Here is a 13,847-nt window from a genome sequence, read left to right as displayed (position 1 = left end):
TAATAGAAATTGTTATGGTACAGTATAAATGGAAGTTTTTGAAAACGTTTTCTTAAATGTTTTTTTATTTTTAGACTTAAAGGTATGATGACCTGATAGTCTATTGATAAGGTTGTATTTATTTAAAAGGGGATTCTTTAGGGGGAGAGGACAATGAACACATGGACACAAGTTTATGATCCGTTCGGTAATATTTGGATTTCAGCAGCAGTAGCACTTATTCCGATTATCTTTTTTTTCTTAGCTTTAGCAGTTTTCCGCATGAAAGGGTATGTGGCAGGATTTATTACAGTTGTACTTACAGTTTTAGTAGCGTTATTCGCTTATAAAATGCCGTTCACGATGGCAATGGCAGCGACCGGATATGGTTTCTTATACGGATTATGGCCGATTGCTTGGATTATCATTATGTCGGTATTTTTATATAAAATTTCTGTAAAAACAGGTCAATTCGATGTGATTCGTGCATCGGTATTATCGATTACGAACGATCATCGTCTACTCGTTATTTTAATTGGATTTTCATTTGGAGCATTTTTAGAAGGAGCGGCAGGATTTGGAGCACCAGTAGCGATTACAGCAGCGCTTCTTGCGGGGCTTGGGTTAAATCCTTTATACGCAGCAGGTCTTTGTTTGATTGCAAATACTGCACCAGTGGCGTTCGGAGCGATGGGAATTCCGATTACAGTTGCTGGACAAGTAACGGGTATTGATCCACATAAAATTGGACAAATGGCTGGACATCAATTACCGTTCCTATCATTATTTGTTCCATTCTTTATCGTATTTTTAATGGATGGATTTAAAGGGATAAGACAAACGTGGCCTGCGTTACTTGTAGCGGGTAGTTCATTTGCAATTACGCAGTTCATTACAGCGACATTTTTAGGGCCGGAACTTCCGGATATTACATCGGCACTTGTAAGTTTAATTAGTTTAGCGCTGTTCTTAAAAGTTTGGCAGCCGAAAGAAATCTATCAATCCGAGCAAGCAAATAGTGAAGTAGCAGCAACAACGACAGCAGCATCGATGCCGAAATTAACGTTTGGAAAAGTAGTAAAAGCATGGTCTCCATTTATCGTATTAACGGTTATGGTAGTCATTTGGAGCCAAAGTTTCTTTAAGGCATTATTCGCTCCAGGAGGGGCTTTAGCAAGTCTTGTATTTAAGTTTGAAATTTCAGGTCTGCATAATCTAGTAATGAAAGCAGAGCCGATTGTAAATAAACCAACGCCTTACGAGGCAATTCTGAAGTTTGATGTATTATCAGCAACCGGAACGGCGATTTTAATTGCTTGTATCATTTCCATGTTTATTTTGAAAATGAATGTAAAAGATGCAGTAGTGACATTTAAAGAAACGTTAAGTGAATTAAAAATGCCAATTCTATCAATCGGATTCGTACTAGGGTTTGCATTTATCGCAAACTATTCTGGTCTATCTTCTACGTTAGCGTTAGCACTAGCAGGAACTGGCGGACTATTCCCGTTCTTCTCGCCTTTCTTAGGCTGGATTGGCGTATTCTTAACAGGGTCTGATACGTCTGCGAATGCACTGTTCTCGAATTTACAAGCCATTACAGCGCAGCAAGTCGGCGTATCTGAAGTGCTTCTTGTTGCAGCAAATACAACAGGCGGTGTAACAGGTAAAATGATTTCTCCGCAGTCGATTGCGATTGCTTGTGCAGCAGTTGGTCTTGCTGGAAAAGAATCGGATTTGTTCCGTTTTACAGTGAAGCATAGTTTGTTCTTCGTAATTATTGTTGGTATTATGACTTATGTTCAGGCTTATTATTTAACGTGGATGATTCCATAAACAACAAAAGAAATAAACTTTTATTTTTCCAAATTATGGTGTATGATGGAAAAGTATTGAAAATTAAATCAGTGATAAACTAGGGGTGCCTAACGTATGCGTAGGCTGAGAGAGAAGCGCGTGAACTTCTTAACCCCTTTGGACCTAATCTGGCTCGTACCAGCGTAGGGAAGTTAACGGCTTTACATAATGATGTCTTTATGAGCCAGGTCCTTATTTTTTTATGGACCTGGCTCTTTTTATGGAAGATGCGCAAATTGGGAATACCGACAGTAGTGGATAGGGTTGTTCAACAAGCAATCAGTCAAGTGCTTGGTTCAATATTTGAAAAACAATTTAGCGAATCTAGTTACGGCTTTAGACAAGGGCTCTTTTATGTTTGTATTTCGGAACTTCATCATATTTCTCTAAATAAGAAGCACGGTAAGTAGCTTCACGAAGTTGTACAGAGTTGGCAGCTTCAACCATGTAATAACGAAGATACTGGTTTCCCGTTCGTGTCATGGGTGTTCGTTCCGATTCAAAGTTTCCAGATTGCGATTTTTTCCAGTAAAGACCGGTGTATTTGGCCAATTGTGCTTCGTTCTCAAAGCGTTCAATTTGTCCAACTTCCGCAATGATTCCCGCGGCGTATACGACTCCAATGCCTGGAACACTTGTTAAATATCTCGCTTCTGGAATGGCTTCGAAAAAAGCAGTAATGCTTTTTTCTATTTCTTTGATTTGTTTTTTCAATGTTTGAATCAATCGTGCATAAGTGGCTAATACAACGTCCACAGAGTCTTGAACGACCTTACCTAGTCGGTAGGATTCACGTATGGCTTTCTTGATGGTTTTCGCTAAATCTTCCGGGTCGCTAAAGCGTCCTTTCCCCTTTTTCTGAAGAAGAGTAGCGAGTGCTTCTAGATCCATTTCTGCGATTTCATCCAACGAAAGGGAATCTGAGAGTATTTCCATCATCGTCGCACCAAAAACAGAGGTATTTAACTCTTTCGATAACGTATTACATTTGTAGTAAAGGTTCTTCAGAAAGTGTTGCTTACATTCTGTTTGCTGGTGAACGAGTTGATATCTAGATCGTGTTAAACGTTGAAGGGCAACGTATTTTTCCTCCTTGATAAGAAACTTATTATACCGTCCGATTCGTAAAAAATCGGCAATACGGAAAGCATCTATTTTATCGGTCTTATCTTCTTCAAAGAGTTTTTTATACCGATGGATGGCTTTTGGATTTTGTACGACCACTTCCACGTCTAAAGCCCTCAAATCCTTATCTTCCGTTAGGAACATGGAAGGATGGAAACTATAGACGGAAGTAGATTCCATGCCAATGACAATTTTTTTATAGTTGTACAACTGGTGAAAATGGAGAACATCCTCCTTAATGGCGTTGGCACCATTCACATCGTTTGAAAGACAAATTTCTTTCAAAACAGTGTCATGACTGTCAAGAAAACATACATCAAGTTTTTCAGAGCTTACATCAATAGCTACGAATAATCTCAAAGAAAGGACCTCCTTTCTTTGAATAGTATTTGGAATGAGCTTGGATACTGTGGGATCTTCCTAGAGTCCAAAACATAGCCACAACCTCGCGTATGAGTATTCAATGATTGCCTTCATCTAAGCTGCCCTCCCACCACTATGAGAGGTAAGTGAAGGAAACCGATACAGCTTGTGCGTATGCAGTGCATTTTGGTCTGGGTCACAGTCTTTTAACGTGGTCGAACTACAGGAGGAGTAAGCATATTCCCGATGGGTCCATTTCTGCACTTCCATTATCTGGAGAAATCCCCCAGTATCCAAGACTAAATTTTACCCATACATCATTTTTTTGATGTAGCTCTTGAAGATAAAAACTATTTAATTTTCAAGGAACAGTTATTAACTTAAAACTTATTATACGAGGAGGGTGTATCATGAAAAAAATATGCTTTGTATTAATTGTCGACGCTGGTATAAATTATGGTTCAATATTTTCTCTACCATTTTTAAGGAATCAGAATGATTTGAAGGAATATTTTTCTAAGTATTATGATGTTTCAATTAATTATATCAGGGATAAAAACTCAGTTGACTATTTGGTAGTTCCCAAACCGTGTCCAGCTTTTGATAATGAAAATAATCTTCCAATAATTGAAGTACCAGCAATCTTATTTATGGAAAAGAATTTTGAAAAAATAAAGACTTATATAGACAATTATTTTTCTAATAACTCATAAAGAAAATAAAAGTACAGTAAAAAGAAGTCCGATAAAAAACGAGTGGTGTAGAATATTTCTATTAATCATTCGTTTTTTATTATATTTACATATATTTTTTAAAAGAGGATTATAGACGTTCTGAAAAAAATTAATTATAACAAGAACAGTGTTCGTGCTACTATCTACGGTTATTTTTTGTACTAAGTACCCCTTTAACTAACAAGACAACAAAAAATAATTAACGTATTAAGGAAAAATGTTACAATAAATGTAAGAGTTTTTTCTTTGAGTTTTAGCTCTGAATAATAAAGGTAGTTAAATCACTAAATGGAGGAGCAGGTCAATTTTGTTCCTTGTATAGTAAATTGTTACCTATCTCTATTGCAGGTTGTATGGCAGGTAGCAGTTGTAGCGAAATGCAGTAGAGACAAAGGCTCTTTGTCAAACGGGACTGATGAATGTATTTGGCAAGTAAAAAATGGTTCTTTCCGGAGTTGGTTGAAAAGTCTCATTCTCTCCAAAAGTAGAATCTTTGTCCGCAATGTGGAGAATTTGCATCGACCATACATGATTCTTTTAATAAGCTTTAACTTGTTTATGCTCCCTTCGGCAAGACCATTATTATTCTCATAAGTTACCGCATTTCTGACAGCTTCAATATCCCCGGCTAATCCATTCGTAAAGCTCTTAAACTCTTGTATATTAGTATTCTTCATTTTCTCAATACAATGGTCGAAATTCTCAACACTCTTTGTGGTGAAGATGTTTTTAAACTCCCATGTTAAGTCATAAACTATTTTTACAATAGGGTGTTCTTCGTAATTATTGTTGGTATTATGACGTATGTTCAAGCATATTATTTAACGTGGATGATTCCATAAAGAGAAAAAGAAATAACCTTTGCATTTTTCAGATTATCGTGTATGATGGGAAAGTATTGAAAATTAAATCAGTGATAAACTAGGGGTGCCTAACGTATGCGTAGGCTGAGAGAGAAGCGCGTGAACTTCTTAACCCTTTGGACCTGATCTGGCTCGTACCAGCGTAGGGAAGTTAACGGCTTTACATAATGATGTCTTTATGAGCCAGGTCCTTATTTTTTTATGGACCTGGCTCTTTTTATTTTGGCATGCGCTGGCCATATCTCGTCCTTGTCACGAACAGGGGGGCAATAAAATTTATGAAACAATCTGTTTCAGCTGAGCAAATTGAATTGAAATCGAGTTTACCAGGGAGTAAGAAAGTATATGTGGGTGGACCACGAGAAGGCATGAAAGTACCGATGCGTGAGATTAAACAAAGCGAAACAAATGGCGTTCCAAATCCGCCAATTCGTGTGTATGATACGAGCGGACCTTATACGGATCCTGAGTATAAAGTGGAGTTAGAAAAGGGGATTCCAACGCCGCGCCATTCTTGGATTCTGGGGCGTGGTGATGTAGAAGCATACGAAGGGCGTGAAGTGAAACCAGAGGATGACGGTGTGAAAGTGGCTTCGAAACATACACCTGTTTTCCCGCAGATGGATCGCAAGCCACTTAGAGCAAAGCAAGGTGCAAACGTTACGCAAATGCACTATGCACGTAATGGCATTATTACGTCTGAGATGGAGTATGTTGCGATTCGTGAAGGGGTAGAGCCGGAGTTTGTTCGTAAGGAAATCGCAGAAGGCCGCGCTATTTTACCAGCGAATATTAATCATCCAGAAGCTGAACCGATGATCATCGGGCGTAATTTCCATGTGAAGGTAAACGCGAATATCGGAAACTCAGCTGTATCTTCTTCGATTGCAGAAGAAGTAGAGAAGATGACATGGGCAACGCGCTGGGGTGCAGATACGATTATGGATTTATCTACAGGTAAAAATATTCATACGACGCGTGAGTGGATTATTCGTAACGCGCCTGTACCAGTTGGAACTGTACCGATTTATCAAGCGCTGGAAAAAGTAAACGGAATTGCAGAAGATTTAACGTGGGAAGTATATCGTGATACGTTAATTGAGCAGGCGGAGCAAGGCGTTGATTACTTTACAATTCACGCTGGTGTATTGCTTCGTTACATTCCAATCACGGCAAAGCGTACGACAGGTATCGTTTCGCGCGGTGGTTCGATTATGGCGCAGTGGTGTCTATTCCATCATAAAGAAAACTTCCTATATACTCACTTTGAAGAGATTTGTGAAATTATGAAGCAGTACGATGTTTCGTTCTCTCTTGGAGATGGATTACGTCCAGGGTCTATTGCAGATGCAAATGACGAAGCACAGTTTTCTGAGCTTGAAACACTTGGCGAATTAACCAAAATTGCTTGGAAACATGATGTGCAAGTTATGATTGAAGGACCTGGACACGTACCGATGCACTTAATTAAAGAGAATATGGAGAAAGAGCTTGATATTTGTCAGGGCGCGCCGTTTTACACACTTGGGCCGCTAACGACAGATATTGCACCAGGTTATGACCATATTACATCTGCAATTGGAGCTGCTATGATTGGCTGGTTTGGAACAGCGATGCTTTGTTATGTAACGCCGAAAGAACATTTAGGTTTGCCAAACAAAGATGATGTACGCACGGGTGTTATTACGTATAAAATTGCAGCGCATGCGGCTGATCTTGCGAAAGGACATAAAACGGCTCATCAGCGTGATGATGCACTTTCAAAAGCACGCTTCGAATTCCGTTGGCGCGATCAATTTAATTTATCTTTAGATCCTGAACGTGCGATGGAATATCATGATGAAACGTTGCCGGCAGAAGGGGCAAAGACAGCTCACTTCTGTTCAATGTGTGGACCGAAGTTTTGTAGTATGAGAATTTCACATGATATTCGTGAGTATGCAAAAGAAAATGATTTAGAAACGACAGAAGCAATTGAAAAAGGAATGAAAGAGAAAGCAGAAGAATTTAAAGAAGCTGGTAGTCATTTATATCAATAATATGTTACACCTCTTTACTTGATTGATCACACTGTAGTACCTAACTTTATTATAGAAGAAGCCCCATTTGCTAAGACGGTAGCAAATGGGGCTTCTGTTGTTTATAAGGCGAAGAAGAGATGTACCCAGTAGAATAAGAGGAATAGTGTGACGACTGTTGTGAGCGGGATAACGATAAGGGATACACTTAAATAGTCTTTCCATTTTACTTTAATTTTGTTTTGTTTCAGAATATACATCCAAATGAGTGAAGCTAGTGTACCAATTGGTAGTAATAGTGAGCCGATGTCACTACCAATGATGTTTGCAAGATAGATTGTTTTTAATGTGACTGGATCTAGTCCCATTTCTGTTAATGTAATTGTACCAATCATAAGGGCAGGATGGTTATTGAAGACGTTAGAGAGGATGGATACAAGTCCACCCATTGCAAAGCTAGCATAGAGTAGATGCTGATTCACAATTGGCTCGAGCCATTGTACAAGTGCAGCTGTTAATCCTGCGTTGTGGAGTCCGTAAATAATGACGTACATAGAGAAGGCGAAAATTAAAATGTGCCATGGTGTCTTTTTCAAAATGTCGACAGGATTTGTTCGTAAGTAGTACCATCTCCAAATGAGAAGAACGAGTGAACCAAGTACTGCAACGATTTCAATTGGGATGGATAAGAAGGATGCAACGAATAGAAGACAGCGCATAAGGAAGACGAAACCTAATACTTTTAACATGAATCTTGTCCGTTTTTGTTTCGTATCAACAGAATTATTTCCTTTTAGTGGATGGAAGTTTTTCGTGAAGAAAATTTCTTCAATATCATATGAAGAAACAGGCAATTTTTTCGGAAGTTTTTTCTTCAAAACTGTATACATGAGCCATGACATAAATAATAAGCCTAATGTTGCAGGTACAAACATCATAGCAGTATGCATATAAAGAGTCATATTAACGATATTTAATGCGATTAAATTTACGATATTACTTACACCAATTGGTGCACTAGATGCCGTAGCGATTAAAGCACCACTTAATAAATAAGGAATTTGCTGATGAGGTTTTAATTGAAGATTTTTTAGAAGAAGAATTAAAATTGGAGTTGTAATTAAAATACTACCGTCGTTATTGAATAAAAGAGTCATGAGAAAACATAATAATTGAATATACCAGTATAAGCGGCGTCCAGAACCCTTTGCTAAATTTGCTAGTTTCGCTGCGGACCAATGGAAAAAGCCGAAGCTTTCTAATATAACTGCCATGACGATGGTCGCTAATATTGTTATGGAAGCACCGCCAATTTTACTTATAATATCCATGACGTCTGGTTTTGATACAAGTCCAGTAATTATGATGATACCAGCTCCGATTGCTGCTGGCCACGCCTCATTTAAACCTCGAGGCCGCCAAAAGATAACAATCATCGTTAAGAAGAATACAATAATAGTAATCCATATTTCAATGCTCATATTTTGCCTACCTTTCTATTTTCCCTTGAATAGATGTAGCTTGTCTCAAGGTTATATTGGTAGTATATTCAGCAAAAAATAAGAAGAACTAGACGTATAACGAGATGAAGCGAATATGTGTTTTTCATGCTAAAGGACAAGTGTCACTCGTAGTGAAATAACTATTGTGATAGGAGTCTATTAATTGATTGGGCAGTAAGGTAGTAAATGAGATTTATATCAGCGTAACTGAAAATATATCAGCGATTATTGAAATATATCGGCGTAACTCAAAATATATCAGCGATCATTGAAATATATCGGCGCAACTCAAAATATATCAGCGATTTTTAAAATATATCGACTTATCGACAAAACATGACAAAAGGAGCCCATCCCAAAATGCCTTTTGGAACAGACCCCAAGACTATATTATTTTTCCTTCAAAAAAGTACGATCCTTCAAGAATAAATTCCAGAAGAAAATAAATCCTGGTAATAAAATTGCAATCCCAATTGCGTATAGAATGAGCAGTGCATAGAACGTTTCTGTCGTTGTAAAGCTTGTAAATACAGTTACGTCAGGATAAATAATATAAGGTAAATGCGCGACGCCGTAAGCGTAGCTTGCAAATGCATATTGAGCGACGACAGCTAAAACGGCAATGCGAGGATATCCTAGTGTATTGTACTTTTTGTTTGTCCACCAAAGGGACGAGTATCCGATAACGAATAAAACAATAGAAACTGTAAACCACGGGAATTGCTTTATTAATCCTTGCATAAGCCAATGTGTTTCAGGATCCATTACAACGAGGGCGATGATTGCCGTAACGAGCGTTGCAGGACCAAGGATGATGGCATTTCTTCTATAAATTCTATACGTATCTTCTGAACTTTGTTCTCTCGCAAAATCAGCAAGAAAGAGAGAGGAGAGAAATAGTTCAGACGTTATTCCGAAGAGCATATAGCAATAGATAACCGGGCTAGAAAGAAGTTTTCCATACAGGAGTACTTCTTTCCCTTCAGACATTGTAATATAGGCTCCCTCTGTAACGGGTAAAACGGTAATTAATAGTGCTGGAATTAAGAGACCAGTAATACCTGAAATAACCCGAAGAAGGTACTGATATTTCGGCAAGGAGTAAGCAAACACCATAAATGTACTACGTACTGCAACGAGCACTAAAATTAACATAACTGGTACGAACATTACTGTCGCAAGGGTAAAGGCCGCTTTCGGAAAGAAGCCGAGAAATGCGACAACGACGAAGACGAGAAACGTATTTGTTACTTCCCAAGTTGGGGATAAGTACCGATTCGCAAGTTTGGCAGCGAGCGTTGGATGTTTTGCGTATACCATGCCCCAAAAACCAGCGCCAAAATCGATGGACCCTAATATACTGTATACGAAAATAAGGGCCCATAAGATGATGATTGCAATACTTTCCTCATGCATGAGAATCGCCTCCTTGGTGTTGTAAATCATTCTTTAATGGATGTCTTCTAAAGAATGTACGTAGAACAAAGACTGTTAAAATAGCGAGTCCAATATATAAAATGATGAACAAAACAAATAAAGGACCGACGAAATCAGCGCGTGTAGATGCATCGACGGTACGTTGCATACCATAAATTGTCCATGGTTGACGACCGCTACAACTGAAAATCCAGCCGAATTCAATACCGAGCATCATAATTGGTCCGCATGCAGCAGCTCCCCAAAGTAGCCACTTCGGTAGTTCTGTTCCCTTTTTTCGGTAAACGAAGTACCAATATAAGAGCGCAATTGCTGCAACTGCAAAGGTGAACGCAGCGGTGCCGACCATTAAGTTGAATAGTGTATGTGTATAAAATGGTGGCCATGTTTCTTGTGGGAATTCGTTTAGACCTTTTACGACAGTGCTAGGGTCTAGTCCCACTAATAAGCTAAGCATGTTTGGAATTTCAAGTGCATAGTTTAGTTCAAGTGTATTAGGATCCACAACTCCGCCAATGGATAGCGGTGCGTGTGATGTCGTTTCAAATAAAGCTTCAGCAGATGCAAGTTTTTCAGGTGAGTGTTTATGTAAGGCAATCGCTGATTCATGTCCTGAAAGCCACATCGTAGCGCCTGTAATAAATGTAACGACAAGCCCTAATAGTAGCCCTTTTTTATGATAAGCAATTTCACGTGTACTTAAATTTTTCTTCAATAATTTAAATCCAGCGATAGAAGCAATGACAGCCGCACCAGTTGCATAAGCCGTAATAACAACATGGAATGCACTTGTGCCAAAACTTGGATTAAAGAAAGCTTTCCACGGATCAACGTTAAAAACAGATCCATCTGGATTCATTGAAAAGCCTGCTGGTGTATTCATCCATGTATTTGCTGATGTAATAAGCACGGCGGATGCTGTGGCACCAAGCATGACGAAAAATAGCGAGATTAATCTCATAAATGGAGGAAGTTTATCGGCTGCATATACGTAAATCGACATGAATAAAGCTTCCAAAAAGAAGGCGAAAATCTCAATTTGGAAGGGAACAGAGATAACTTGCCCAACAATTTTGGCGAAACCAGGCCAAAGAAGTGAGATTTGCACACCAACAATTGTTCCAGTTGGAATTGCTACACCGAGAAGAATAGCAAACGCCTTTGTCCATCTTTTCGCCATAATGGCATAGTCGGAGTCTTTCTTCCAGTGATAGAGTATTTCGCTTATAAAAATCATCAATGAAAGTCCGACGCCAAGTGTTGCAAAGATAATGTGGAATGCTAATGAAGAACCAAAAAATGCTCTTGCTAATGTTACCGTATCCATATGTAAACTCCTCTTCTTTTTTGCCATTATTTTCTGATTGAATTGGAAGATTTATTCAAAAAAACTACCAAAAATATATATGTATTTAAAAAGTGAATATGATAATATAATGTTGTAATATTTTGAATAGAAAGAAATAAATAGTTGGTCATGTTTTGTTTGTTTTTTGCTCAGGAATCTTTTATAATCTTTTATGCGAACATAAGTTCTGTTTTTCGGAATCAAGAAGTTTATGTGAAATGGAGAGGGTGTTTTATGTATCCTGAAGTCATTAAAAAGATGGCATTTTCAAAAGAGCATAGAGATTTATTATTGAAGCTATATAATAAAGAAATTACGCGTCGTGAATATGATCGACTTGTACAATCGCTATATAAACCTTCTAAAGAGGTTTGCGGGGGATAGAAATGGGGGAGACAATCTAATAGATTGTCTTTTTTAAATTTATGTATGTTCTGATAAAATTAAGGTTAGCCTTACTAGGGAGGTGAAAAGATTGCGGAAACGTTTATATATAGGGATTGGAGTTATCTTCTTAATCGCTTTAGGTGGAATTGTATTTTGGTCAGCTTTACAAGGAAACCGTACAGAAAATTTTATTTTAAGACATATGGTGAATGACAATGGAACACTTGCCACGTATCGTTTGGTAGATACTAAGGCAGGTACGGGTGAAGCTAAGGGACGTGAAGCTTTATCAGAATCGGCGGGATTATGGTTACAGTATACACTTGATAAAGATGATCAGGCGTTATTTGATGAGCAAGTAAAGGTTATTCAAGATAATTTCATATATAAGAATCATATCGTTTTATGGAAACTCTCTGAAAAGGGAGAGAGGCAGTCAGCTACAAATGCACTTATAGATGATCTTCGTATTATAGAACAATTATATCGTGCTTATGAAATGTATAAGGAAGAGCGTTATAAAAACCTTGCCGATCAATTAAGTGATGCTGTACTTCGTTATAATAAAAAAGATAATTATTATGTTGATTATTATGATGCAGATGCAGGGAAACAAAATAATTTTGTAACAACATCATACATAAATCCGCGTGCATTCTCCTATATGAAGAAGTACGGCAAAGTTTCTGCTCAGCAATATCAGGAAGTTGTTCAATTTTTAGCAGATTATCCAAGGCATGGCTGGGCATTCCCAAAAGAGTATAAAGAAGATGGTACATTTACGTACGATAAAGAAGTGAATCTTATTGACCAATCATACGTTGCATATCATCGGAGTTTAGGAGGTCTTTCATCAGCTGCTTATTTGGAATTTATAAAGAAGAAGTTCCAAGCGGATGGAAAGCTATACGGTCGTTACAATTTAGAAACGGGAAAACAAACTGTGAATTATGAATCGCCAGCCGCTTACGGACTAACGATTTTGTACGTACTACAAACAGGTGATACAAAGTTTGCGAAGGAATTGTATGATCATATGTCCACATTCCGAAATGACAACGTATTTAGTAGATATTACGGTGGATATGTAACAGGTGAAAATAATAATACGCATATTTTTGATAATGTACTACCACTTTTAGCTGAAATGGAATTAAAAAAGAGTGAACAATAAAAAGTGCCACCATATGAGGGTGGCACCTTTTATTTGTTCATATAATTTTACGTCCTAATATTAGAGAAATAGTCAATCACGAATTCACGGAATTGCTGAGCTGTTTTTGATAAGTAGCGTTTTTTTGACCAACTTAATCCGATGGTTCGCTGACAAGTGGGTTCAATAATACGCAACTTGCTTGATGCTAAAGTAGAGTTTTTTAATAAAGTTAAACTTGGAACAAAAGCGATGCCGAGACCTTGCTTAATGAGGTCGCTAATCACGGTCGGTTCATCTACTTCAAAAGCAATATGCGGAGTGAAACCAGCTTCTTTACAAAATTCATCCGTTAAGTGCCGAAATCCGTAGCCAGTGTTCATACTAATAAACGGTTCGTCTTTTACTTCATGCAGGTGGATATTTTCTCGGCCGGATAAACGGTGGCCTGAAGGGACGACTAAGAAAATTTCTTCTGTAATAAGTGGTTCCCAAACAACCTCCTCACCTTCAATTGGCACAGAGGAGATACAAAAGTCAATTTCTATATTATCTAGTTGTCGTTTCATAGAAGGAGTGGATGCAAGAAATTGTTGGAACCGAACGTTAGGATGTTCTAGTAAAAAAGAGCCAAGTAGTTCTGGTAATATTCTCGGAATAGAAACGGCCAGTGTAATAGAGCTTTGTTGTAATTCGGCTAAATCTTTAATTTCTCGTTCCCCTTCACTTAATTCATGAAAAATACGCTCTACTCGTTTTAAAAATACTTTTCCGAAAGAATTTAAAGTAATCTGTCGGCCTTGGCGATCAAATAAAGGGACTCCTAAATCCTTTTCGAGTCTAGCGATTGTTTTGCTGAGTGAAGGTTGCGCGATATGCAATTCTTCAGCTGCCTTTGTCATATGTTCTAGTCGTGCAACTGTCTGAAAGTATTTTAACTGGAGCAGTTCCATTTCGAATCTCCTTTCTATAGACCAAAAGGAATGAATTGATAATTAAAGATGTATTATACAGTATGGAAAGTGACGTGTATAGTAAATCTGTTAAACCATTCTAATGGTGTTAAATTCGGAGAAGGAGT

Annotated in this window: 11 protein-coding genes, 1 pseudogene and 2 riboswitches; of the genes and pseudogenes, 6 read left to right on the top strand and 6 right to left on the bottom strand. The window is 38.0% G+C overall.

Going from position 1 to position 13,847, the window contains the following annotated elements; translation table 11 throughout:
• Nucleotides 1-153 precede the first annotated feature (153 nt).
• The gene (lldP, locus tag AC1Q51_RS16770) at nt 154-1,815 is read left to right on the top strand and encodes an L-lactate permease (RefSeq protein WP_098566680.1); all 1,662 of its coding nucleotides are present in this window, start codon (nt 154-156) and stop codon (nt 1,813-1,815) included.
• Between the two features lie 71 nt (nt 1,816-1,886).
• Nucleotides 1,887-2,003: riboswitch (TPP riboswitch) on the top strand.
• Between the two features lie 169 nt (nt 2,004-2,172).
• On the opposite strand, the gene AC1Q51_RS16765 is transcribed toward lldP, so the two are convergent.
• A complete protein-coding gene (locus AC1Q51_RS16765; protein ID WP_492331609.1) occupies nt 2,173-3,321 on the bottom strand; it encodes an IS110 family RNA-guided transposase in 1,149 nt (382 codons plus the stop codon).
• Between the two features lie 413 nt (nt 3,322-3,734).
• Here AC1Q51_RS16765 and AC1Q51_RS16760 point away from each other — a divergent pair, with 413 nt between their 5' ends.
• Complete coding sequence (locus tag AC1Q51_RS16760) at nt 3,735-4,037, top strand: hypothetical protein (RefSeq protein WP_089171997.1); 303 nt, start codon at nt 3,735-3,737, stop codon at nt 4,035-4,037.
• Nucleotides 4,038-4,387: 350 nt separating this feature from the next.
• Here AC1Q51_RS16760 and AC1Q51_RS16755 read toward each other — a convergent pair whose 3' ends face one another.
• The gene (locus AC1Q51_RS16755) at nt 4,388-4,783 is read right to left on the bottom strand and encodes a transposase (protein WP_426824774.1); all 396 of its coding nucleotides are present in this window, start codon (nt 4,781-4,783) and stop codon (nt 4,388-4,390) included.
• A gap of 45 nt (nt 4,784-4,828) precedes the next feature.
• On the opposite strand from AC1Q51_RS16755, the pseudogene AC1Q51_RS16750 reads away from it, so the two are divergent.
• Nucleotides 4,829-4,900: pseudogene (locus tag AC1Q51_RS16750) on the top strand (L-lactate permease); the annotation flags it as partial.
• 71 nt (nt 4,901-4,971) lie between these two features.
• A riboswitch (TPP riboswitch) is annotated at nt 4,972-5,087 on the top strand.
• Nucleotides 5,088-5,199: 112 nt separating this feature from the next.
• A complete protein-coding gene (thiC, locus tag AC1Q51_RS16745) occupies nt 5,200-6,960 on the top strand; it encodes a phosphomethylpyrimidine synthase ThiC (RefSeq protein ID WP_492331608.1) in 1,761 nt (586 codons plus the stop codon).
• 101 nt (nt 6,961-7,061) lie between these two features.
• Here the strand turns inward: thiC and AC1Q51_RS16740 are convergent, their stop codons facing one another.
• The 3 genes from AC1Q51_RS16740 to cydA all read right to left on the bottom strand — a co-directional run bounded on the left by AC1Q51_RS16740 (nt 7,062) and on the right by cydA (nt 11,205).
• Nucleotides 7,062-8,420 (bottom strand): arsenic transporter, encoded by a 1,359-nt coding sequence (locus AC1Q51_RS16740; RefSeq protein ID WP_000021123.1) that lies wholly within the window; start codon nt 8,418-8,420, stop codon nt 7,062-7,064.
• 411 nt (nt 8,421-8,831) lie between these two features.
• Nucleotides 8,832-9,857, bottom strand: coding sequence for a cytochrome d ubiquinol oxidase subunit II (locus tag AC1Q51_RS16735; RefSeq protein WP_000544183.1), 1,026 nt, complete (start codon nt 9,855-9,857; stop codon nt 8,832-8,834).
• Nucleotides 9,850-11,205: a cytochrome ubiquinol oxidase subunit I gene (gene cydA / locus AC1Q51_RS16730; RefSeq protein WP_075717055.1), complete on the bottom strand. Its 1,356-nt coding sequence runs from the start codon at nt 11,203-11,205 to the stop codon at nt 9,850-9,852. The genes AC1Q51_RS16735 and cydA overlap by 8 nt, the downstream gene beginning before the upstream one ends.
• A 255-nt stretch (nt 11,206-11,460) precedes the next feature.
• Here cydA and AC1Q51_RS16725 point away from each other — a divergent pair, with 255 nt between their 5' ends.
• Together AC1Q51_RS16725 and AC1Q51_RS16720 are read left to right on the top strand one after the other, a co-directional pair.
• A complete protein-coding gene (locus AC1Q51_RS16725) occupies nt 11,461-11,610 on the top strand; it encodes a hypothetical protein (protein ID WP_000283180.1) in 150 nt (49 codons plus the stop codon).
• 91 nt (nt 11,611-11,701) lie between these two features.
• Entirely contained in the window at nt 11,702-12,787 is a 1,086-nt protein-coding gene (locus AC1Q51_RS16720; protein WP_065229573.1) for a transcriptional regulator, read from the top strand.
• Nucleotides 12,788-12,834: 47 nt separating this feature from the next.
• Here AC1Q51_RS16720 and AC1Q51_RS16715 read toward each other — a convergent pair whose 3' ends face one another.
• The gene (locus AC1Q51_RS16715; protein ID WP_000421929.1) at nt 12,835-13,719 is read right to left on the bottom strand and encodes a LysR family transcriptional regulator; all 885 of its coding nucleotides are present in this window, start codon (nt 13,717-13,719) and stop codon (nt 12,835-12,837) included.
• Between the last annotated feature and the right edge of the window lie 128 nt (nt 13,720-13,847).

This window comes from Bacillus sp. MT94 (assembly GCF_058792475.1).
The sequence above is the reverse complement of the archived record's forward strand: the minus strand, read 5'-3'. Positions and strand labels throughout refer to the sequence as shown.